The organism is Enterovibrio makurazakiensis, from assembly GCF_050336585.1.
Classification (GTDB): domain Bacteria; phylum Pseudomonadota; class Gammaproteobacteria; order Enterobacterales; family Vibrionaceae; genus Enterovibrio; species Enterovibrio gelatinilyticus.
The window spans coordinates 1-22,638 of record NZ_JAKJSE010000028.1 but is presented as its reverse complement, the minus strand read 5'-3'; the positions used below and the strand labels follow the sequence as shown (position 1 = coordinate 22,638).

17 protein-coding genes are annotated in these 22,638 nt (G+C 49.1%); 13 read left to right on the top strand and 4 right to left on the bottom strand.

Annotated features, from left to right (window positions below; genetic code table 11):
• Positions 1–30: 30 nt before the first annotated feature.
• Positions 31–1,719, top strand: coding sequence for a formate--tetrahydrofolate ligase (locus L4D06_RS20090; protein WP_429741007.1), 1,689 nt, complete (start codon positions 31–33; stop codon positions 1,717–1,719).
• 194 nt (positions 1,720–1,913) lie between these two features.
• Positions 1,914–3,074, top strand: a complete 1,161-nt coding sequence (locus L4D06_RS20085; protein WP_274165511.1) for a sterol desaturase family protein — start codon at positions 1,914–1,916, stop codon at positions 3,072–3,074.
• 117 nt (positions 3,075–3,191) lie between these two features.
• Here the strand turns inward: L4D06_RS20085 and L4D06_RS20080 are convergent, their stop codons facing one another.
• Positions 3,192–4,316, bottom strand: a complete 1,125-nt coding sequence (locus tag L4D06_RS20080) for a M14 family metallopeptidase (protein ID WP_274165512.1) — start codon at positions 4,314–4,316, stop codon at positions 3,192–3,194.
• A 208-nt stretch (positions 4,317–4,524) separates the two neighbouring features.
• On the opposite strand from L4D06_RS20080, the gene L4D06_RS20075 reads away from it, so the two are divergent.
• From L4D06_RS20075 to L4D06_RS20040, 8 genes are all read left to right on the top strand, one after another.
• Positions 4,525–5,514 (top strand): dipeptidase, encoded by a 990-nt coding sequence (locus L4D06_RS20075; RefSeq protein WP_429740927.1) that lies wholly within the window; start codon positions 4,525–4,527, stop codon positions 5,512–5,514.
• Between the two features lie 65 nt (positions 5,515–5,579).
• A complete protein-coding gene (locus tag L4D06_RS20070) occupies positions 5,580–6,110 on the top strand; it encodes a DUF5943 domain-containing protein (protein ID WP_274165514.1) in 531 nt (176 codons plus the stop codon).
• A gap of 126 nt (positions 6,111–6,236) precedes the next feature.
• Positions 6,237–8,297, top strand: coding sequence for an oxidoreductase (locus L4D06_RS20065; protein WP_429740925.1), 2,061 nt, complete (start codon positions 6,237–6,239; stop codon positions 8,295–8,297).
• A 20-nt stretch (positions 8,298–8,317) separates the two neighbouring features.
• Entirely contained in the window at positions 8,318–10,216 is a 1,899-nt protein-coding gene (locus tag L4D06_RS20060) for a (Fe-S)-binding protein (RefSeq protein ID WP_429740923.1), read from the top strand.
• Between the two features lie 4 nt (positions 10,217–10,220).
• Complete coding sequence (locus L4D06_RS20055; RefSeq protein WP_429740921.1) at positions 10,221–11,483, top strand: electron transfer flavoprotein subunit alpha/FixB family protein; 1,263 nt, start codon at positions 10,221–10,223, stop codon at positions 11,481–11,483.
• Positions 11,473–12,243, top strand: coding sequence for an adenine nucleotide alpha hydrolase family protein (locus tag L4D06_RS20050; RefSeq protein ID WP_429740919.1), 771 nt, complete (start codon positions 11,473–11,475; stop codon positions 12,241–12,243). The genes L4D06_RS20055 and L4D06_RS20050 overlap by 11 nt, the downstream gene beginning before the upstream one ends.
• Positions 12,244–12,340: 97 nt before the next feature.
• Positions 12,341–12,568, top strand: coding sequence for a glutaredoxin family protein (locus tag L4D06_RS20045; RefSeq protein WP_429740917.1), 228 nt, complete (start codon positions 12,341–12,343; stop codon positions 12,566–12,568).
• A 187-nt stretch (positions 12,569–12,755) separates the two neighbouring features.
• Complete coding sequence (locus L4D06_RS20040; RefSeq protein ID WP_274165531.1) at positions 12,756–13,100, top strand: metalloregulator ArsR/SmtB family transcription factor; 345 nt, start codon at positions 12,756–12,758, stop codon at positions 13,098–13,100.
• Between the two features lie 22 nt (positions 13,101–13,122).
• Here the strand turns inward: L4D06_RS20040 and L4D06_RS20035 are convergent, their stop codons facing one another.
• Positions 13,123–15,174: a sensor histidine kinase gene (locus L4D06_RS20035; RefSeq protein ID WP_429740915.1), complete on the bottom strand. Its 2,052-nt coding sequence runs from the start codon at positions 15,172–15,174 to the stop codon at positions 13,123–13,125.
• 238 nt (positions 15,175–15,412) lie between these two features.
• Between L4D06_RS20035 and L4D06_RS20030 the strand changes: the two genes are divergently transcribed.
• The 3 genes from L4D06_RS20030 (at position 15,413) to L4D06_RS20020 (ending at position 20,333) form a co-directional block, all read left to right on the top strand.
• Positions 15,413–16,765 carry a sigma-54-dependent transcriptional regulator gene (locus L4D06_RS20030; protein ID WP_429740913.1) on the top strand — a complete coding sequence of 451 codons (1,353 nt, stop codon included), beginning with the start codon at positions 15,413–15,415 and terminating at the stop codon, positions 16,763–16,765.
• A 266-nt stretch (positions 16,766–17,031) separates the two neighbouring features.
• Positions 17,032–18,042 (top strand): TAXI family TRAP transporter solute-binding subunit, encoded by a 1,011-nt coding sequence (locus tag L4D06_RS20025; RefSeq protein WP_429740911.1) that lies wholly within the window; start codon positions 17,032–17,034, stop codon positions 18,040–18,042.
• A 146-nt stretch (positions 18,043–18,188) separates the two neighbouring features.
• Entirely contained in the window at positions 18,189–20,333 is a 2,145-nt protein-coding gene (locus L4D06_RS20020) for a TRAP transporter permease (protein ID WP_429740909.1), read from the top strand.
• 348 nt (positions 20,334–20,681) lie between these two features.
• On the opposite strand, the gene L4D06_RS20015 is transcribed toward L4D06_RS20020, so the two are convergent.
• Both L4D06_RS20015 and L4D06_RS20010 read right to left on the bottom strand, forming a co-directional pair.
• Complete coding sequence (locus L4D06_RS20015) at positions 20,682–21,494, bottom strand: nuclear transport factor 2 family protein (protein ID WP_274165532.1); 813 nt, start codon at positions 21,492–21,494, stop codon at positions 20,682–20,684.
• 265 nt (positions 21,495–21,759) lie between these two features.
• Complete coding sequence (locus L4D06_RS20010) at positions 21,760–22,635, bottom strand: AraC family transcriptional regulator (protein WP_429741004.1); 876 nt, start codon at positions 22,633–22,635, stop codon at positions 21,760–21,762.
• Between the last annotated feature and the right edge of the window lie 3 nt (positions 22,636–22,638).

Below are 22,638 nucleotides of genomic sequence, written 5' to 3'. Positions count from 1 at the left end.
GACAATAACGAAGTACTGGCAGAATCAACTATGACAGTGTTACCTCCTCCGGGCTCGCCGGACATTGAAATCGCGCGTGCCGTCAAACCTTGGCCGATTTTTGAAGTCGCTCAGCGCAAACTTGGTGTGGCTGCGCACGCACTGATCCCTTATGGACACTACAAAGCTAAGCTCGATTTGGCGCAGCTTGACGCGAGTAAACCGCAAGGCAAACTGGTACTGGTTACCGCGATCACACCGACCCCTGCGGGAGAAGGCAAGACGACCACCAGTATTGGCTTGACCGATGCACTGAATGCCATTGGCATCAGTGCAAGTGTGTGTCTGCGTGAGCCATCTCTTGGCCCGTGTTTTGGTGTGAAAGGTGGGGCTGCGGGTGGTGGTCGCGCACAAGCGATCCCGATGGAAGATTTGAACCTGCACTTTACAGGGGATTTCCATGCCATTACTTCTGCACACAATTTGCTTGCCGCGTTGATAGACAATCACATTCATTGGGGTAACGAGCTGAATTTGGATTCACGTCGTATTTCATGGCGTCGCGTAATGGACATGAACGATCGCGCGCTTCGTAACACCTTGATTGGGTTAGGCGGTCCAGCGCATGGTCAGCCGCGTGAATCAGGTTTTGATATTACGGTGGCCTCAGAAATCATGGCGATCCTTTGTTTGGCGGATGATCGCAAAGATCTCCAGCGCCGCCTGGGCAATATCATAATTGGACGCGATCGCGACAATAAAACAGTCACCGCTCGTGAACTCGGTGCGGATGGCGCAATGACAGTTCTGTTGAAAGAAGCGATTCAACCGAACTTAATCCAAACACTGGAACACAACCCAGCGTTGATCCATGGCGGCCCATTTGCCAACATTGCCCACGGCTGTAACTCTGTGATGGCAACGCGCACGGCATTGGGCTTAACCGATGTGGTCGTGACAGAGGCAGGCTTTGGTGCCGATCTTGGCGCAGAGAAATTTATCGACATTAAGTGTCGCTTGTCAGGCTTGAAACCAGATGCTGCGGTGCTGGTATGTACTGTTAGAGCGTTGAAAATGCAGGGTGGAGTGGCGAAAAATGATCTCGATGCTGCCAATGTCGATGCCGTAAAAGCGGGCTCGGACAATCTTAAACGCCACATTCAAAACATGCAGCAGTTTGGGCTAAACCCATTGGTTGCCATTAATCGATTCCCAACCGATACACCGGAAGAGTTGGCAGCCATCAAAGAAGTTTGTTTGTCATTGGGCGCTGGCGTTGAAGAAGCCAATCATTGGGCAGAAGGTGGTGAAGGGGCGAAGGCCTTGGCGGAAGGTGTAAAAGCCATCTTGGATGCAGGCTCGCCAGAGGTGACGCATCTGTATGACGATGCGATGCCTATCGACGAAAAAATCCGGACTATCGCAACGCGCTTGTATGGCGCGAGCGATGTGCAATTTAACATTGCCGCGCAAAAACAATTGGATGAAATTCATCAGTTAGGATTTGGTGAACTACCGGTTTGTATTGCGAAGACGCCTTATAGTTTTTCATCTGATCCTCACTTACTTGGTGCGCCAACAGATCATATATTGCCAGTGCGTGAGCTTCGTTTAATGGCTGGTGCAGGTTTTGTTGTGGCGATTTGTGGTGATGTGATGACCATGCCGGGGTTGCCTAGAAAGCCAGCGGCACTCAGTATTTCCTTGGATGACCAAGGGGATATTGTTGGGCTCTTTTAACTGCGTATTGAAAGCAGCGATTGAAAAGATCGATGGAAAAGATCGAAGAGAAAATGAGTGCTATATAGCGCCACCTTAGGTGGCGCTTTTTGTTACTTCGCAATATTGGCTTAACGTCCATCCGTGAGTGCCGTAGTCTCTGTACATCAACTGTATGATCAACGAACGGCAATACAATACTCAAGGACGGTCACATGGCAAAGCAAGATCCTTCATATCCTTATCAGAAACGTCAGGTCGAGTTAGACACTCAGCGCCAGTTTCGCGTTGGTGACGGAAAAATTAGTGGTTACCTTTCGGTGATGCTGGGGGCCTTGTCACTGCTTGCTGTGTTAGCGTATTTGTTTCCTTCTTACCTCACGACCACTGAACTGCGTAAAACCTACGATGCGGAAAGCTTGCAACATGTGTTGAAGTACGGCATGTATTTCTCCTTGTTTTTCGGTGCGATGACTCACCTATTGAAAAAGTGCCGCCGCTTAGGCTGCGTAGGAATTTCTCTTACTTTGATCGCTTTTGCGTTAGGCGGATACACAGTGCCGGTGGGGCCAGTTGAACCCGTGGCGTTGTCATTGGGTGTAGACTGGCTGATTTTGGCGTTTCTGGGTTCTGCTGCCATTTTTGTCACGCTAGAAAAGCTGTTACCCAAGTACAAAAATCAGGTGATTTTGCGCAAAGAGTGGGAGACGGATTTCCTGTATTTCTGCTTCAACCACCTCGCCATTTCAGCGATTCTGATTTACGCCAACTACCATGTCAGCCACTTTAGCTGGGCGGTCAGTCCTTCGTTTCAGGAAACCATTCAATCGCTACCTGTGATTGTCCAGTTTACGTTGATTCTTATCGCCGCTGATTTCGTGTTGTACTGGGAGCATCGTTTATTCCATGAAGTGAAAGCGTTGTGGCCTGTGCATGCGGTGCATCATTCGGTGGAAAACTTGGATTGGTTGGCAGGGTCTCGTGGTCATTTTCTGCAAATCTTTTCTGAGCGAGCCATGGTCATGGTACCGCTGTATCTGCTTGGCCCTTCAGAGGCGGCGCTGAATGCTTACGTGGCTTTTGCTGCCTTGCAAGCGGTGCTGATTCACTGCAATACTCGTCTTCACTTTGGCGTATTGAAATATATCTTCGTGACACCGCAATTCCACCATTGGCATCACAGCTCGGAAAAACCGGCGATTGATACCAACTACAGCGCGCATTTGGTGGTGTTTGATTGGCTGTTCGGCACCATGCACATGCCGGGTAAACATTGGCCCGCGGAGTACGGCACGACCAAGCCGCTGCCAAAGAGCATTTTGGGGCAAATCATGTACCCGATTACGGTATGGAAAAAGCGTAAGCCTCAAGAGTAAACCTCGTGAGTGAACCGTCAATACAGGTCAACCAAACCGAAAGAGCGTGACCCATAAAAAAGCCCAAACCATTTGGTTTGGGCTTTTTGCGTCATATGCGTAACGCGTATAGCGTAATTACAGCTTGCTGTGCGTTGCCAAAATGGCCGCAAGCATGTCATGCCCAAATGCCGCACTACGCGCTGGAGACCAGCCATACAGCGCATCAGCATGGCTGATGTGATCTTTAAACGGCATCTCAACGGTGTAAGACAGGCACTTAAACTGCTCTGCTACCCAGTTCGAACCCACGGTCAGGTTAGCTTTGCCTGGCTCGTCTTTCGGGTAACCAAACTCATCTTGGAATTCAGGGGTGATGGTTAGCAGTGCTTGTTTGAAGTGATTCTCAAGCGCTGCCATCTCTTCGTTGTAAGAAGGAATACCTTCGCTGCCCGCAACAAAGTTGTATGGAATGGCTTCGTCACCGTGAATGTCTAAGAACATGTCAACGCCAGTCTCTAGCATGCGTTCACGCACGTAGAAAACTTCAGGGCTGCGTTCGACTGATGGGGTTTGCCATTCACGGTTTAGGTTCACGCCAATGGCGTTGTGGCGAAGGTGCCCACGAATGCTGCCATCTGGGTTCATGTTTGGCACAACGCGGATCACGGCGTTGTCGATCAGCGTTTTGCCCACGGTATCGGTTTCATCCAGCAGACGAAGCAGTAGGCCTTCAATCAGCCATTCAGCCATGGTTTCGCCAGGGTGCTGACGACCAATGATCCAAATGTTCTTTTTACCTTCCGCTGGCTCACCAATGGTCAACAAGCTGATGTCATTGCCATCCAAGGTTGCGCCTAGCGTTTCAAGCTGGCACGCGTAATGCGTTTGTGCGCTGTGCAGAAGGTCTTGGTGACGGTCGTAAGAGTAAGGCGCGAAGTAGGCGAAATACATTGAACCGCTTTCAGGGATCACGGAGAAACGTAGGTTATCACCATCGAATTCTGCTGGAATGCGGAACCACTCGTTGCGGTCGTAAGACGCGACGACATCGTAGTCTTTCCAACCTGCGGTGTAGGCAGATTTTGCCAAGTTAGAAATCGTAAATTGGTGCAGCTCAGGCGATGTGCTTTCCAAACGGAAATGAAACCACTGTGAGCAGTCAGTTTGGTTATCCGCAGGGATAGTGAGCTGAATATCGCTAGGCGTTTTCGCGCTAACGACGTGGATGTTACCGCTTTCGAAATTGCTGAATATTTTCATGTTTAATGTGGTGTTTTTGAGAAAACAGTCATTAAGACTATCACAAATTTCAATGGGCTAAACCTGCAATCAGATGCGGACTTTTCGGAGTCTGTTTTACCCCTGACGCAAACCCGTTATAGGTTGTCGCATTCGCATCGCCGAATTTGAAGCTTGTTGGTTAACGTGAAAGACATACAAAAGGAAAAATACCCACAAGGAAACCTACATGTCTGACAACAATCCTGCCGCAGCATTGCACCGCGATTCCATCATCATTGACGGGCTTATTATTGCCAAGTGGGATAGGGCACTCTTTGAGGACATGGCAAAAGGCGGGTTAACCGCCGCGAACTGCACCGTGTCGGTTTGGGAAGATTTCCAATCTACCATTGATAATATTGTCGAATTCAACCAACTGATGAGTGAGAACAGCGACCTCATTCGTCCCGTTCATTCCACCCAAGATATTCTGCGCGCTAAGCAAGAAGGCAAAACTGGCATCATGCTCGGTTTTCAAAATGTTCACGCGTTTGAAGATCAGCTTGGCTATATCGAGATTTTCAAAAAGCTCGGTGTTGGGATTGCTCAAATGGCATACAACACCCAAAACCTGGTGGGAACGGGTTGTTATGAACGTGACGGCGGACTATCAGGCTACGGGCGTGAAGTGGTTGCGGAGATGAACCGTGTCGGCATGATGTGCGATCTTTCCCACGTCGGGCCGAAAACTTCCGAAGAAGTCATTTTAGAATCCCAAAAGCCTGTCTGCTATTCCCACTGTCTGCCGCTTGGATTGAAAGATCACCCTCGAAACAAATCTGATGAAGAGCTGAAATTCATTGCTGACCACGGCGGTTTCGTGGGCGTCACCATGTTCGCTCCATTTTTGAAAAATGGCATCAATTCCACCATTGAAGACTACGTCGAAGCCATCGATTACATCGTCAATATCGTGGGTGAAGATTGTGTGGGCATCGGTACGGACTTTACACAAGGCCACGATCAAGCCTTCTTCGAGTGGATCACTCACGATAAAGGGTATGCCCGACGACTCACACGATTTGGAGAAATCATCAACCCGAAAGGTATGCGCACCGTCGGTGATTTTCCAAACCTGACAGCAGCGTTACTCGATAACGGTTGGTCGCCTGAGAAAGTGCAGAAAATCATGGGTGGAAATTGGGTCAACGTATTGAAGGATGTGTGGGGCGAGTAGCTTGCGCATTCTATGTATTTATCGCGCTTATATCGACATTACGGAAAAACTTTAAGGAAGCATGCATGAGCCACCATCCACCAGAGTTACCGATACAGGTTGATGATGAAACCGGCGTTTGGAGTACAGATGGTTTACCCATGCTGTACGTACCGCGCCATTTTTTCATTAACAACCATGCCGCAGTTGAAGACGCGCTAGGTGCGGATGTCTATGCTGATTTGCTCTACAAAGCAGGCTATAAATCGGCCTACTTTTGGTGCGAACAAGAAGGCGAAACTCACGGTATTTCGGGCGCTGAAGTGTTCGATCATTACATGAAGCGACTTTCACAACGTGGCTGGGGACAGTTCTTTATTGAGCATCTTGATGTGTCCCAAGGCACAGCACGAGTGCGCTTAGAGAACTCCGCATTCGTGTATTACTACGGAAAAAATGACCGCAAGGTGGATTACATGTTCACGGGGTGGTTTGCTGGCGCGATGGACCAAGTGTCTGAAAGCGTTGGGTTCCCATTGAAAACGCAAGCAGTCCAATTGCAAAGCGGCTCAGAAGAAGGCTGTGATTTTGGGGTGTTTGAGGTGAAGCCTATTTAGAAATAGGGGCTAGAGATAGGCTCTAGGAAGAGCAGGTTCTAGATCCTAGGAAGAGCAAAAAGCCTGACTGCATCGGATTCTTTTAGAAATCCTGCAGGACCCAGAAAAATATAATAAGGAAGTGCAATGTCTCAGTTCGATGCCATTTTTCAACCGCTTGCGATCAACAAGCTGATGATCAGAAATCGCGTGATCAGTACGGCCCACGCCGAGGTGTATTCGACGGAAAATGGCATGCCGACTGAGCGCTATATCCAGTATTACGAAGAGAAAGCCAAAGGCGGCATTGGGTTGTGTGTCTGTGGTGGCTCAAGCCCTGTGTCGATTGATAGCCCGCAAGGTTGGTGGAAATCTGTCAACATGGCATCAGACGACGTGGTTCCTCATCTGCAAAATCTTGCTGATGCCATGCACAAGCATGGCGCGCATATCATGATCCAAATTACCCACATGGGTCGTCGATCCCGTTGGGATGGTGGCGAATGGCCGTCATTGATGAGCCCGAGCGGCATTCGAGAACCTGTTCACCGCGCCACCTGTAAAACCATTGAACCTGAAGAGATTTGGCGCATCATTGGTGATTTCGCGAAAGCGACCAAACGTGCAAAAGACGGCGGTTTAGACGGCGTCGAGCTTTCTTTCGCGCACCAACATCTTGTCGATCAGTTTTGGAGCCCTCGCGTCAATAAACGTACCGATGAATGGGGTGGAAGCTTTGAAAACCGCATGCGCTTTGGGGTAGAAATTCTGAAAGCGGTTCGCGAGGAAGTCGGGCCTGACTATGCGGTTGGTATCCGTATGACAGGTGATGAGTTTCATCCTGATGGTCTGAATCAATACGACATGAAAGAAATCGCTGCTTACTACGATAGCCTCGGTATGATTGATTTCTTCAGCATCGTGGGTTCTGGATGTGATACCCACAACACGCTCGCGAACGTGATTCCGAACATGACTTATCCGCCGGAGCCATTTATTCATTTAGCGGCAGGCATTCGTAGCGTGGTCAATGTACCTGTGATGCATGCGCAGAATATCAAAGATCCTGTTCAAGCGGCGCGCGCACTAGAAAGTGGCTTGATCGACTTTGTGGGCATGACTCGGGCGCACCTTGCTGACCCGCACCTCATCGCCAAGGTGAAACTGGGACAGACAGATCAAATTCGCCAATGTGTTGGCGCGAACTACTGCATTGACCGCCAGTACCAAGGCATTGACGTATTGTGCATTCAAAACGCTGCGACCTCTCGCGAACAAACCATGCCGCATATCATCCAAAAAACAGACGGCCCCATTCGTAAAGTGGTGATCGTTGGTGGTGGCCCTGCGGGCATGGAAGCCGCACGTGTTTGTGCAGAGCGCGGACACCAAGTGACGCTGTTCGAGAAAAACAGCGAACTGGGTGGGCAGATAACCATTGCATCGCAAGCGCCACAGCGCGAACAAATTGCGGGTATTACTCGCTGGTTTGATTTGGAACTTCGTCGTCTTGGCGTGAATCTGGTATTCGATGTGACTGCAGATGAAACCATGATTGCAGCAGAAAATGCTGACGTTGTGTTACTTGCTGTGGGCGGTAAACCATTTGTGAATCAGATGGCTGAATGGGGCGCAGAAGACGGTTTGGTCGTCAGCAGTTGGGATCTACTAAGCGGCGCGGTTGAACCGGGCAAAAATGTTGTGGTGTATGACACCATTTGCGAATTCAGTGGCATGTCAGTGGCAGATTTTCTCGCCGCCAAAGGGGCGCGCGTTGAACTTGTTACTGATGACATCAAGCCAGGTGTCGCGGTGGGGGGCACCAGTTTCCCTACTTACTACCGAAGCCTGTATACCCGAGATGTGGTGATGACCTCCGATCTGGTGTTAGAGAAGGTTTATAAAGAAGGTGAAGCTATCATCGCGCACTTTGAAAATGAATACACGGGCGTGAAAGAAGAACGCGTTGTAGACCAAGTGGTGATTGAAAACGGCGTTAGGCCGGATGAAGCGCTTTACTATGCGTTCAAGGACGGTTCGCGCAATAAAGGGCAAATCGACATCGAAGCGCTCTTTGCCGCACAGCCTCAGCCTATTTTCTCCGAACAAGGGGACGGATACTTGCTGTATCGCCTAGGTGATTGCAACGCGCCGAGGAATATTCACGCAGCGATTTACGACGCCCTGCGTTTGTGTAAAGACCTGTAGTATTTGGCGAGGTGAGCGATATGTCCACAGCGCTAATTGGCCCTCTTCTCCTCCTTGTGATCGTGCTTGCTGCTATAGGCGCAGGGAGGAGAGTTAAAATGTGGCGTCAGGGTAAGCCTGACCATGTGCCCTTTTTCAAAGCCATTATATCTATACTTCCTCGCTATCTTCATGATTTGCATGATGTGGTGGCGCGTGACAAAAAATTTGCCAATACCCACGTCGCAACGGCGGGCGGCTTTGTAGCTTCCATGCTCGCTATGATTGTGGTGTATGTGTTGGGCGGCGATTCACCGTTGACTTACGGCTTGTTAACGGTGACCTTCTCTGTGATGAGTGTTGGCGCGTATCAGGTGAAAAAGCGCCGCGAAAATCCGCCAGCCAACTTGTCTAAAGGGGCGTGGCAACGCCTCCCGTATAGCTTGTTAGTTTTTTCGATCTCAGGCTTGTGTATCTCCCTCATCCAGCTTCTTGGCATCGCCAATATCTCGATCCTTGTTACCTTCATTTTAATTGGTGGAGTGCTGCTCGGTTTAACAGAACTGATATTTGGCATGACATGGGGTGGCCCGATGAAGCATGCCTTCGCGGGTGCGCTGCATCTTGGTTTCCATCGCCGTCAAGAACGCTTTGCTGGTGGGCGATCGACAGGGCTTAAACCCATAGATTTGAATGGAAGCAAACTCGGCGTTGAAATGGCGACGGATTTTCATTGGAATCAATTGCTGGGGTTTGATGCCTGTGTGCAGTGCGGGCGCTGTGAAAAAGTCTGCCCTGCCTTTGCTGCGGGTCAACCGTTGAATCCCAAAAAACTGATTCAAGATCTTGTGGTCGGCATGGCGGGTGGTGATACCTCAAGCTATGCGGGCAGCGGTTATCCTGGAGAAGAAACAGGGAAATCTGACGAAGCGAAATGTGGTGCGCCGGATAAGCCTTTGTTCGAAAGCCTGTTGGAGACGGACACTGTGTGGTCGTGCACGACATGCCGCGCGTGTGTGGAAGAGTGCCCAATGATGATTGAGCACGTCGATGCCATCGTGGATATGCGCCGTCATCTCACGTTAGCCAAGGGGGAAACTGCAGGGAAAGGCTCGGACTCGCTCGATAATTTGATAGCGACGGATAACCCTAACGGTTTTTCTCCATCGAATCGCGCCAATTGGTCGATTGATTTGAAGCTCGATGCCATGTCAGACGTGGGTCGTGCTGATGTACTGCTTTGGGCGGGAGACGGAGCGTTTGATTTGGCGTATCAGAGAACGCTTCGCGCCGTGGTGGCATTGCTTCGTCAAGCCAATGTGAACTTTGCCATCTTGGGCAACGAAGAGCTCGATAGCGGTGATTTAGCGCGCCGATTAGGCGACGAAGCAACGTTTCAGCGCCTCGCCAACGCCAATGTGAAGACCCTCAATAAATACAGCTTCGACACCATAGTCACACCTGACCCTCATGCCTTTCATGTCCTGAAAAACGAGTATGGCGATTTTGGCGGCGACTATCAGGTCATGCACCATACCGAGTTTCTTGCGGGATTGGTGAAAGCCAACAAACTGACACTCTCTGAAGCTAAGCCTCAAGACGTGACGTATCACGATCCTTGTTATCTCGGACGTTACAACGGGGGTTACGACGCACCCAGATATCTGCTTCAGGCGATGGGTTTTACCCTCAATGAAATGGAGCGTTCTGGTTTTCGTTCGCGTTGTTGTGGCGGCGGGGGCGGTGCGCCAATCACGGATATTCCCGGTGAACACCGCATTGCCGATATGCGCATGGACGATGCTCGAGAAACAGGCGCGGATCTGGTAGCTGTCGCATGCCCACAGTGTGCGGTGATGTTAGAGGGTGTGGTGATGCCACGGCCGGATGTGAAAGACGTGGCAGTGATGCTGTTGGATCGCATTGAGAAGGCGGGGTGACACCATGACAGATGAAGCAAAACAAGACACATTGCTGCGTCGAGATCGGAGAAAAGAGCTAATTATTCGAAATCGCCTGCACCCGGAGCATGCAGCGTTAATGGCGTCTAAAAACATCATGTTGGGCGGCACAAATCGAAAAGACCCGCACCATGTTGGCTTTCTAACCCCGGAAGGCATTAAGCGGATAGACCGTTCAGGGGAGATGTCAGCCGCGGCAGGAGGTGCAGCAAAAGCTGTAGAGCGAACCTTGCCAAGAAAACACATCGCGAGGCCTTCGGGTTATGTGGTGGTAGTGTCTGATGGTGACAGCGAAAAACTGTCAACGCTCGACAAAGACATGTTGGGTTTGGCGCAGCAATTGGCAGCACGGCATAGTGAAGATACGGCAGTCTTGCTGGTTACTGTTTTCGCGCGACATGATGATTTTGCCGCAGCGGGTGCTGATCGCGTATTGGCGCTCAATGCATCGGCTACTTATTCCCCTGAGCAATGGCTTTCTGCGTTGCTTTCGCTGGAGTCGTCCCTTGAGCCTGTTCACTGGATTTTCCCCGATTCAGGCTTAGTGGGCGGTGATTTAGGCAGAAAGCTCAGTGTCGACATCAATGAAAGACCCGCTGCGCGGGTAAGAAGTGTCGTTGATCTTAACGCAGATGATGTTCAAATTGAGTGCAGCAGCGGCGATGCAACCCGAACCGTGACACGGCAACTAACTCGCGTGTTGCTGGTGGAAGAGCAAGTCGCTGACCCTATTTCTGGTTATCTCACGGATGCCTCGCCATTAGACGAATCATCAATTGATGCTTCACTCAATACCAACCCGACATGTGCCATTGAAGATGCGGGCAGCGTGGCGGTCGACCCTAAAAACATCCCATTACCGGAAACTGGCTTTATTCTTTCTGGTGGCAATGGTGTGCGAAATTGGTCTTTATTCCATCAATGTGCAGACGCACTAGGCGCGACAGAAGGTGCAAGCCGCGTCGCGGTAGATAACGGACACATGCCGAGAACAACACAAGTCGGTGCATCAGGCACTTACGTTAATGCCAAGGTGTATATCGCCGTTGGCATTTCTGGTGCGATCCAGCACCTTCAAGGGATGACGCAGTGCGATACGGTCATCGCGATAAACGCAGACCCTGCCTGTGACATGGTGAAACGCGCTGATCTCAGCATCATTGCGGACAGCTCTGAAGTGATGCAAGCCCTCGTGGATGTAACTCAAGGTGCGACAACCAGCAAGGAGCTCAGTGATGCAAGTTAATGATGACATCATGGTGTTAGTCTCTTGCGGACACCATCCACTTTCTGGCAGAGAGCGCCGCGCAGAACGAGATGCAAAAGCGCTCGAAATCGCGCTGCAACATACGGCTTCGCCACGTGTGGTGTTTGCGGGGGCTCCTGAATGCTCGGCATTGCGTGACTATTTGGGCATGGGCGTGCCTGAAATAGACGTACTGGCGCAAACATCAGAAGCGGATGTGAGTGTGGCGCTTGCCAGTTACGTACATCAAAAGTCACCGCGCTTAGTATTATGCGGACATCGCGCAGAACAAGGTGAATCGTCAGGCATGGTGCCGTATTTGGTGGGGAAACGTTTGAACGCGGCAGTCGTGCCCGATGTGGTAGATATTCTTGCCCAAGATGCGGAGTCGGTTGAGGTGCTTCAAGCATTGGCGGGAGGGCAGCGCCGTCGGTTACACGTAAAACTCCCCGCCGTGTTAGTTGCTAGTGCCTCCGCCGCTGTAGCCAGACAAAGCGCTTTTACCAAGGCAAGAGATGGCGTGATTCATTCACTGAGTGTGGCTGAAACTGAGGACACGGAGTTGAGCGGTTGGCACTGGCAGGTGGCGAAAAAACGCGCCAAACGTGTAAAAACCGTCGCGGCAGCTTCATCGAGCCGAGATCGATTCCGCGCGGCAACCGCAGCGCCTGCTTCAACGGGCGGCCAGATTCTACACAATCCATCCGCAGAAGAGGCTGCTAACGCGATTATTCAATTGCTCAAAGAGAAGGGAGTTTAGAATAAACCGTCGTGTTCTCCGCTGAAATTCATTAAACTTTGTGCTCCGAAGTCCAGCACCTTCATGGGTGCTTGGCTGCATGATTGAAGGAGGCAGCGTGAAGCGCATTACCATCTATACCAGCCGACAATGTGCGCATTGCAACGCGGCAAAGCAGTTTTTTGATAGTAAAAAAATCACATACAGAGAGTGTGATATAGGCACTCCTCGTGGAAAGAAAGAGCATGCAGCCTTGGGCGCGCGTGGTGTTCCTGTGATAAAAATCGGCGACAAAGTGCTGCATGGGTTTACCCCAAAAGCTGTCGAACAAGCCCTTAAATCGTAAACCCATTTTGAACGCAATGACCCACCGCAATGCAATCGTCACTTTACATATGGAAATTCATATATAAAGTACTCTTAATGATATGCACTTTCGCCCTTCTATTCGGATACCTATGGCCTCGGAATCTTCGTTCTTAAACACAGCTCACTCTCAATCAAAGCCTTCAGAATGTCTGCCAGAAATATCCATTTCTCCGGTGACTTTCTATAAATGCTTGGCGGATGAGACGCGTCTGAAAACCTTGTTGTTACTCCAGCAAGAAGGTGAACTGTGTGTGTGCGAATTAATGACAGCACTGGATGAGAGTCAGCCAAAGGTCTCTCGGCATCTTGCGCAGTTGCGAAAATGCGGATTGCTGAGTGATCGCAGGCAAGGGCATTGGGTTTTCTATCGTATTCGCCCTGAATTACCAGAATGGATAAAAAGCGTATTAGTATTAACTTTAGCGTCCCATGCTGCGTTTATTCAAGGCAACATGAACAAGCTTTGTGGGATGGGAGATCGCCCAGAGCGTGCGTCAACCTGCTGCTAGTTGCTAGTTATCGGATCGACCGCTAGGGACTTATCAATGTAAACCGCAATACAAATGTCATTCCGCCTTTTTGATTGGTATTGGCCTGAACATCCCCACCCATGTCTCTCATGTTGTTGGCAACAATCGATAGCCCCAATCCTAAGCCTTTCCCTATTCTCTTGTTGGTTGTAAAAGGCTCAAAGATGGTAGAAAGCGCATCACTATCAATGCCACACCCATTATCAGATATTTTAACCTCCAATGAGGATTCTGTCGGTGTGACGGAGATGGTGAGTCGTGGCTGCGGAGTATGCTCTAGGGCATCAACGGCATTAGAAATGAGGTTGCCCAATACCTGACGTAATCTTTGTTCTTCCGCCTCTATCTTTGGTAATCCTGACGGAAGACGCACTCTTACGTCGATCTCTAATAATTGCTGTTGATAGATCCGCAAGACTTCCTGCAACCCTTCTGTAAAAGAGACGGCCTGTAACCTTTCGGGTTTGCTGTAAGCGAAAGTTTTGAGTTGTGTCGCCATGTCGACCATTCTATCGATCAAGGTTTCGATCAGCTCGTTATTGGCTGACACCATCGCCATTTCCCCTCGTTCAGAGAGCAGGGCATTGGATGTAGTGAGTGTTCTTAGGCCAGTTAGTGGTTGATTGAGTTCATGGACAATAGCGCTCGACATTCTGCCGAGTGCCGCCATTTTGCTCGACTCAATAAGACGGGCTTGCGCCTCACGTAATTCTGACGTCCGCTCTTCAACACGTTGTGCAAGCTGCATGTTGGCTTCGTAGAGCGCGTGTTCGGCTTTCTTACGTTTACTAATGTCTAGCACGGTAGCGAGATAATACTGCGTACCGTGAAAAGGGAATGATGTGAGTGAAAACAAAACAGGAAAGGCTGAATGATCTCGACGAATGGCCACTTTTTCAACGGCGCTCATTTCCACGATAGTTTTTTCGGCTTTGACTGGTGATTCGAGAAACAGGGGTGATTGCGCATCCTTGTCCTGCTCGAGTAACTGGTGCAGGCTGATGTCTGCAAAAGAACCTTCTTCAATCGCGAATTGCTCAATCGCCATGGCATTAATGTCAACAATACCTCCTTGTTCATCGAACAATATCAAACCCACTTGCGTCTTATTAATCATTTGGTTGAGCTTCTGCTCTGACTCTTTGATTAAGGCTTGTATACGTTGTTGAGAAAGAAGTTTTTGATGACGTTGATACCCAATGACGCCCGTCAGAAACAGCAGCAAGAAAACCATGGAGGCACTTAATCCAATCGTTGCAGACGTTCTATCAACGGGCGTGGTGGGAGAAAGGTAGGTGAGTAACCATTTGACATCATCAAGTCGGATTGTCTGAGAAAAGTAGTGTTTATTGTCCATGTTCCAAAGGGTGAGTGATTCGCCCTGTAGGAGTGTTTTGTTGGTGATTTTAACCGGATTGTCAGCGTCATTTAGCCAATCTGCGCTGTATGTATCGCTGCTTGAGAGGAAGAATTTCCCATTGGGATCACGTAGTAGGATGAGGTCCGAACTGGTGAGCCATTGATCGGTTAATAAGCGAAGATCCAGTTGAACCACCACAATACCGACGATGGCTAAATGCTCAAATATCGGCGCGGAGAGATAGTAAAAAGGGCGCTCACCTTTGGTTTTAAGTACGAGAGATGTGCCTTCGCCAAGTCGGTGGATATCAGCAACAATGGTTTGTAAGTCGGCGTTACTAATGTGGTCGCCGGCAATGCTGGACGCCACCAATCTCCCTTTGTCTGATAACAGGTACCACCCTTCGGTATTGGCAGCTTTATCCAGTTGACTAAGGGATTGCTCAACGTCATCCGATTGCTCTAATCGTCCGACAACCAGAGACACGGCATCAGGATTGTTATTGATGAGATACGGCAAATGATAGAAGCGACGCAGGGCATGCCGCATTTCACCTATCGAGTTAAGTAAGCTTTGTTGCGCGTTGACCTGTGCTTGTTGGGTGAGCCATTGGTGGGCTATTTCTTTGCTTCCCCAATAGAATGCAAGGACGAGTAATGTGGCTACAGAAACCAAAATCCATTTACGATCCATGTGTCGTTTCCCGCCTCCCATCTTCTGACTACTTAATCGCTCTTTGAATGTCTCAGGTTCCGCTGACTTATCCCTTTGCGAGCATTACAGTATATATTTAAGCCATCTTAAGACAGCATTGCTTGCCAAAAGATAAAGAAAGCGTGATGGTTACTTATCGATATACACGGTTTTCCTCCCATGTTTAACGTGAGGTTTGATGGGGCGAGACAAAGATATTTGCAGTAGTGGTTAATACATGGAAAACACACAAGACGCACGGATAGCGCTAATCGAAGACGATGAAATTGTGCGACAAGCAACGTCACAGTGGCTTCAGTTGGCCGGTTTTATGGTTGAAGAATTTGCTACTGGGTATACCGCTCTCGCTAAAATTCGCGCGGGTGCGTTTGATGCGATCATCAGTGACGTGAGATTGCCCGACATTGATGGAATTTCATTGCTAGAACAATTTAAGTCGAACCAAATTGATGCGCCTGTGCTGATTATTACCGGTCACGGTGATGTGGATATGGCGGTCAAAGCGTTGCAGTTGGGCGCGTTTGATTTTATCGAGAAACCCTTTAAGCCCGATCGATTATCCAAGCGCGTGACGCAAGCGGTTGAGCATTTTAGGGCGCAAACATCCACCCACTTGAGAGGGGAATATCTGGCTCGTATTTCTGGGTTGGAAAAGGTGTTGATTGGACAAAGTGATGTTATGTGCCACTTGCGTGAGCAAATTGCACACGTCGCGAAAATCGATACCAATGTCATTATTTATGGCGAAACAGGGTGCGGGAAAGAGTTGGTTGCAAATAGCCTGCACAACGAAAGTGAACGCCGACAACGCCGATTTGTTCCTATCAACTGTGGTGCCGTGCCTGAGAACCTTTTTGAAAGTGAGCTGTTTGGCCATGAAGTGGGGGCGTTTACAGGCGCGTCTAAACGTCGCATTGGTAAACTCGAATATGCTGACAAAGGTACGCTTTTCCTTGATGAGATTGAAAGCATGCCAGCAGCGATGCAAGTCAAAGTATTGCGGAGCTTGCAGGAAAACACGGTGGAGCGTGTCGGAGGAAATCAACCTATACACATCGATCTGCGTGTGATCGCTGCGGCGAAGGAAGATCTGCTGGCCCATCCATCATTTCGGCAAGATCTTTTCTATCGGTTGAATGTGGCGCAAATCTCTATTCCTCCACTTCGCGATCGAAGCGAAGATATCCTGATGTTGTTTGAGCATTTCTCTCAACAAGCGAATGCCAATACGCGCATGCTAAGTGACGCTGATCGAAAGGGCATGTTGTCATACTCATGGCCAGGGAATGTCAGGGAGCTTCGCAATATTGCTGTTCGCTATGCGCTGGACAGTTCAGTTTCCGCGATCGAGATTTTATCCATGCGGCCAACTTCGACGATCGAACTGAGTACGAAAGGGGTGCCTCTCGCAGTGCAGTTGGACAACTTTGAACGAAAAGTCCTGAGTGAAGCCTTGAAGCGACACCAAGGACGTATTCATGAGGTGATGGAAGAACTCGATCTTCCGCGTCGCACGTTGAACCAAAAAATGCAGAAATTTGGCCTAAATAGAGCGGATTTCAAAGATTAAGTCATCGGCAGATTTTTGCTCATTCCGTAATGCATGAGTGCTATGCACTCATGATAACCCAGCTATCCATCAGGCTCCTTTCCCAAAACCATGAGCAATATCTTGCCGATAGTAATTCGTGCGAATCAGCATGATTTTGCTCATCCCACAATGATAAAAATATAATTTTGTTTTAAAACAAAGCATTAAGTATTGGCACTGTGCTTGCTATTAGTTTGCGTGATTAACATTTCGTTAACAGCATCAAAAGCAGTAGGAGTACAGGGATGACAATTAAGACGATAGCAACCACCGTGGCGCTGGTTATGGCGACATTAGGCAGTGTATCACTCGCGTCTGCGGCGGAAGAGCGCAGCTACATTTTGGCGACGGCATCCACCGGAGGAACGTATTACCCTGTTGGCGTCGCGTTAGCCACACTAAGCAAAGTGAAGTTGGGCCYGAAATATCACTTTTCTTTATCTGCGATTAGCTCTGCCGGCTCGGGCGAGAACGTAAAACTCTTGAACGAAAACGAAGCGCAATTTGCCATTTTACAGGGGCTTTATGGCGCATGGGCGTGGGGGGGCGGAGGTCCTTACAAGGGCGTAAAACAACAGGATTTACGCGCGGTTTCGATGCTTTGGCAAAACGTAGAGCATTTTATTGTACGTTCTGATCTGGCTGAAACGGGCACAGTGTCAGATCTCGCTAACCTTGTTGATAAAAAGTTTTCGATTGGTAAAAAGAACTCAGGCACAGAGAATTCTGGTCGCCAAATCATGAAGGGGGTATCTGTTGATCCAAACGATTTTAACCTCGCTTACATGGGTTACGGCGCCAGTGCTAATGCCCTTCAAAATGGGACCATTGATGGCATGAATACCCCTGCGGGTGTGCCTGTTGGGGCGGTGACACAAGCATTTGCCGCCATGGGTGATGACATCAAAATCCTGTCGTTTACCGATGAGCAAATCAAACAAGCGAATGGGGAATACAATCTTTGGACCAGCTATGAGATCCCAGCGAACACGTATCCTGGGCTTGATAAACCTGTGACGACGATTGCTCAGCCCAATTTCCTTGCTGTACGCAGCGATGTGACAGAGGAAGATGTGTATCAGCTAACCAAAGCTATCTATGAAAACCTCCCTTTTCTTCAAGGTATTCACAAAGCGACGAAAGCCATGGCGATTGAAAAAGCGATTGCTGGGCTACCTGTACCGTTGCACTCCGGTGCTGCGCGTTTCTACCAAGAAGTCGGTGTGACTATCCCAGATTCACTGCTCATCAACTAACGCATCTTGCCCCTAAAAATGGGGCTTTTTTCTCGCGATAAAACGCATTGTTAATTGTTATACGCCTGTTTCGCCGTTTCTTTGAGGTTGCGGTCTATGGGCGGTCATCAAAAATGTCTCTCTAAATGGAGGGATAGGAGCGACTCATGAGCGAATCAGTAAAAAAGGACTTGGAAAAGTTCGAATTACCGACGCGCACCAGTTTTCCCTGGGTGAATACATTGATCACCGTGTTAGCGGTGCTCATGTCAACGGTACACATTTGGTTTAATACATTATCGACGTGGTCTGAACTTTGGGTTTCCGCCACCCATTTTGCGGGTTTTGCGGTGATCTGTTTTCTTTGGTATCCCGCGCATGCCTCTTTGAAGCGAAACAAGATTGCGTTGGTGGTGGACATTTGGCTCGCCTTGGCGGCGGTCGCCTGCCTTATCTATATCCCATTCGCTGAGGATGCGCTCTATGAGCGTGGCGTGAAATTCATCGCCAGTGATTGGTTCTTCGCGGTTGTCGCGATTGTTATTGCCATGGAGTTAGTTCGTCGCACCATGGGGTGGTTTATTCCTGTGTTGATTGTTATCTGCCTAAGTTATGTGGTTTTTTGGGGCAAGTGGATGACGGGGATTTTTCATTTTCCGGGCTTGAGCATGGAAACCTTGCTTTACCGAAGCTTCTATTCGTCGGAAGGGATGTTTGGTCCTATCTCTCGAATTAGCTGGAGCTATGTGTTCATGTTCATCTTGTTTGGGGCGTTCTTAGTGCGCTCTGGCGTGGGCGACTTCATTGTGAACATTGCGCGGGCAGCGGCAGGAAAAGTGATTGGCGGGCCAGGTTTCATCGCAGTATTAGGATCAGGGTTAATGGGCTCTGTGTCCGGATCAAGTGTGGCGAATACGGTTTCAACAGGTGTGATTACCATCCCGTTGATGCAAAAAGCAGGCTTCCCCTCGCGTTTCGCGGCCGGTGTCGAAGCGGCAGCGTCAACTGGGGGGCAATTAATGCCACCTGTCATGGGCGCAGGGGCGTTCATCATGGCCTCTTATACCCAAATTCCTTACGTTGATATTATCGCCGTCTCGCTTGTTCCTGCTTTGATTTATTTTCTCTCAGTCGGCTTTTTTGTGCGGATTGAAGCGAAACGTAGCAAGGTGCAAAAGGTGGTATCTGGTGAAGATTCCATCATGAACGTGTTGATATCAGGTTGGCACAACTTGATCCCGATTGCGGTGCTGGTGACCTTGTTGATTGAGGGTTTCACTCCCACTTATGCCGCGGGAATCTCAATACTTTCGGTGATTGCCGCTAGTTGGCTATCGAAAGACCACAAGATGGGACCTAAAGCCGTGTTGGAAGCCTTAGCACTTGGCGCCAGGAACATGGCTCCAACAGCGGTACTGTTGGTGGGGATTGGGCTGGTTGTGAATGTGATCAGCACGACGGGCATTGGTAACACCTTCTCCCTCATGATTGATGGCTGGGCAAACGGTGATCTGCTGATCATGCTGGTTCTTATTGCACTGGCGTCACTAATCTTGGGTATGGGTTTGCCAGTCACGGCGGCGTACATTGTGTTAGGGACGTTGTCAGCCCCTGCGCTCTTTACCTTGCTGGCCGAAAATCAGTTGCTGGACTTAATGGTGGCTGGCCAGTTACCCGAGCAAGCAAAGGCGATTTTCATGCTCGCTGCACCTGAAAAACTGTCGTTACTCAACGCACCAATGACGCTGGAAATGGCGAAAGAGATGTTGTCGCTCGTCCCTGCGGATTTTAAAGAAACCTTACTTGAACAAAGTTTGGGTGTGGAAACCGTGGGTCTCGCGCTGCTTTCGGCCCATTTGATCATTTTCTGGTTGTCGCAAGACAGTAATGTCACGCCGCCTGTTTGTTTAACGGCCTTTGCTGCCGCGACAATTGCACGAACGCCGCCCATGTTGACGGGCATGACCGCGTGGAAAATCGCAAAAGGCTTGTATCTGGTACCGATACTCATTGCGTATACCCAACTGATCAGCTGGAACATCAGCGATGTGTTGTTGGTGGGTGTTTTCGCCATCATCGGCACGTACGCAATGATTGGGGCAATGGAAGGCTATCTTGAAGGTCAACTTAACGTCGTTTTGCGATTGGTTCTTCTTGGCACCTGTGTGCTTTTGTTGTGGCCAAGCCTGCCCATCGGACTTCGGTTGCTTGCATGTGGGATCTTTGCGGCGATTTTTGCGTATAGCCGTGCGGTAGATAAAGCAGACAGTAAAGGGGAGGTATCAACACATGCCGTTCAGGATGAAAAATAGCAACAAGCTCTTTTTTGTGTAAGGGGTAGATTTGTCCCGCTGGCGCTGTTTTGGCAGCGCCAGCGGGGATAGAACGTATTTAACCCGCATAGTGACTAAATATGAAGATACAGTATTTCGCCGGATCGTGGTCAAAATGGATGTGACAAGGATGAGGGGCAGGCAAAAGTTTCTCGTGATTGTGCTTCGTCGCTAATGCGCAGCTTCTTGCGCTTCTCATCAAACCATTGCTTCTCATCAAACCATTGGTTCAGCGCTTGTTACTCTTCTTCATGCACGCTCGGGTCGATGAATGAACCATCGACCCGAGCGTGAATGATCATGTTACCACCACATTTCGATCATTGATTAAAAGCCAAACTTACCGTTGTCGTTTTTCCATTCACTACGGGGTGGAATGTTTTCAATTACATCCCAATGTTCCACGATTTTACCGTTGTCTAAGCGGAAAAGATCATAAAAAGCGACATCTTGTTTCAGGAAAATCCCTTCGCTAATCGCCAGCACGAAGTTGCCTTCGCCTAAGATTTTATGATTGGTGCTGTACACCATTGGCATGCCTTGTTCGGCCAATTGCTTTAATGCTACGCCTAGGCCGCTAAGACCGTCTGCCACCATCGGATTGTGTTGCAAGTACGCAGAGTCTTCGTTGTCGATAAAATCATTGATTCGGGCCATATTGCCTTCCATCAAAATGGTTTTCACAAAGTCAGCGACAATCGCTTTGTTTGCATCTGTTTTGTCGAGGTCCGTGACTTGCGTAGGGCCATCTAATTGCGTGCGTCCACTTGGATTAGCAGGCGCAATGGCTTGAAGGTTATCCCAATGTTCGACGATTTGACCGTTTTCGAAGCGGAATACATCAAAGCCAACTTTTGGGCCAAAGAAATCATATTCTGTGTGTGTGACGGTAAAGTCTCCATCTTGAAATGCGCGCTTAACGTCAGCTTTAGCGCTTCCTTCCGGTAACATCGCCATTAACTCACCAAACCCTTCAAGACCATCGGCAGCCGCTAAATTGTGCTGGATGTATTTATCTGAATTGATATATGCGATTGGGCCATGGTCACCCGTTTCGATGCTACTGATGAGTGCAACAGCTTTATCTTTGTTTGAAAGCGTCACTTCTGATGTCGTCGCGCTGCATGCTGCCATGCTCATGACCCCCGCTGCAGCTGCCATGCGAATTGTGTTGTTGTTTTGGTTGTTCATTGTCTCGTCCTTTAATGAATCGTGGCGTTGAGGCAAGAATAGGGTTTTAACGCTAGTGCGGGCAGAGTGGATCTAGGCAGAAAAATGGTGAATATCGAACCCGATGCGCGAGAGGATGCGGATTGTTCATTGCCGTCTGCGAAAGCAGTATCAGGGATTAGTTGAATTAAATTAGGACTGAATGTGTATATAGGGGCGTTGTGAAGCAGAGCGACTAGCTCATTTGACTATGGTGATTTCTGAATAAGCTAGGGGTCATGTTGGTTTCTTTCTTGAAGTATTTAACAAAGTTACTTGGGTCTTCAAAACCAAAATCGAGGGCGATTTGTTGGGTAGTGACTTTACTGACGACCAGTCGACGCTTGATCTCGATGATGGTGTAACTATCAATCATTTGTTTGGCTGTCAGAGATGTGGCAATTTTGGTCACGCGATTGAGGGTCTTGTATGTCGTGGCGAGTTGATTGGCGTACCAATTTGCATCACGCACGCGTTCAAAGTTCACTTGAAGCAATGCCATGAACTTCGACAACATACGGCTTTGCGAGGGAGAAAGATTGTCGACTTCGGCAACACGCTTTAATCGGCGGTGCAGCAAACTAAGCGCAGAGAACAAGTACATGACAATCAAAGGGTCAGCATCGTGACACTGAAGCTCAGTTTGCATTTCATTGAGTAAAGACCGGGTGCGAGACTGGTTATTGACATCAAGCGTCAATAGCGGTGAGTAGAGGTTGTTGAGGTGTGTGGGCGTATAACTGGGCAATCGCATATTGTCATGCACTTTGTCCAAGAACGCTTGGGTGAACATCAGTATCTTGCCTTGCGGGTTTTTGGAAAAGTCAAAGGCGTGGACTTGTTCTCGTTGCACGAAAATAACGGAACCTGCCTTAAATGAATGCTGCTTGAAATCGACCCAATGATATCCGCTGCCTTGCTCAATGAATATCAGCATAAAGAAAGTGACGCGATGTGGCTGGCTTGGAGTGTGTGTGGTGTGATTTCGGCGGTTAACCTCAGAAAGATCGATGATTTCAAGCTCTGCTTGGTGGGTCTTTTTAAGGTTAAAGTGGATATATGGGATGTGCATCAT

What these genes read in the sequence shown, in the direction of transcription:
- L4D06_RS20060 (WP_429740923.1), top strand. Translation starts at nt 8,318, where the DNA reads ATGTCCACAGCGCTAATTGGCCCTCTTCTCCTCCTTGTGATCGTGCTT.
- L4D06_RS20035 (WP_429740915.1), bottom strand. Translation starts at nt 15,174, where the DNA reads ATGGATCGTAAATGGATTTTGGTTTCTGTAGCCACATTACTCGTCCTT.
- L4D06_RS20050 (WP_429740919.1), top strand. Translation starts at nt 11,473, where the DNA reads ATGCAAGTTAATGATGACATCATGGTGTTAGTCTCTTGCGGACACCAT.
- L4D06_RS20085 (WP_274165511.1), top strand. Translation starts at nt 1,914, where the DNA reads ATGGCAAAGCAAGATCCTTCATATCCTTATCAGAAACGTCAGGTCGAG.
- L4D06_RS20075 (WP_429740927.1), top strand. Translation starts at nt 4,525, where the DNA reads ATGTCTGACAACAATCCTGCCGCAGCATTGCACCGCGATTCCATCATC.
- L4D06_RS20080 (WP_274165512.1), bottom strand. Translation starts at nt 4,316, where the DNA reads ATGAAAATATTCAGCAATTTCGAAAGCGGTAACATCCACGTCGTTAGC.
- L4D06_RS20020 (WP_429740909.1), top strand. Translation starts at nt 18,189, where the DNA reads ATGAGCGAATCAGTAAAAAAGGACTTGGAAAAGTTCGAATTACCGACG.
- L4D06_RS20090 (WP_429741007.1), top strand. Translation starts at nt 31, where the DNA reads ATGACAGTGTTACCTCCTCCGGGCTCGCCGGACATTGAAATCGCGCGT.
- L4D06_RS20010 (WP_429741004.1), bottom strand. Translation starts at nt 22,635, where the DNA reads ATGCACATCCCATATATCCACTTTAACCTTAAAAAGACCCACCAAGCA.
- L4D06_RS20070 (WP_274165514.1), top strand. Translation starts at nt 5,580, where the DNA reads ATGAGCCACCATCCACCAGAGTTACCGATACAGGTTGATGATGAAACC.
- L4D06_RS20015 (WP_274165532.1), bottom strand. Translation starts at nt 21,494, where the DNA reads ATGAGCATGGCAGCATGCAGCGCGACGACATCAGAAGTGACGCTTTCA.
- L4D06_RS20055 (WP_429740921.1), top strand. Translation starts at nt 10,221, where the DNA reads ATGACAGATGAAGCAAAACAAGACACATTGCTGCGTCGAGATCGGAGA.
- L4D06_RS20065 (WP_429740925.1), top strand. Translation starts at nt 6,237, where the DNA reads ATGTCTCAGTTCGATGCCATTTTTCAACCGCTTGCGATCAACAAGCTG.
- L4D06_RS20030 (WP_429740913.1), top strand. Translation starts at nt 15,413, where the DNA reads ATGGAAAACACACAAGACGCACGGATAGCGCTAATCGAAGACGATGAA.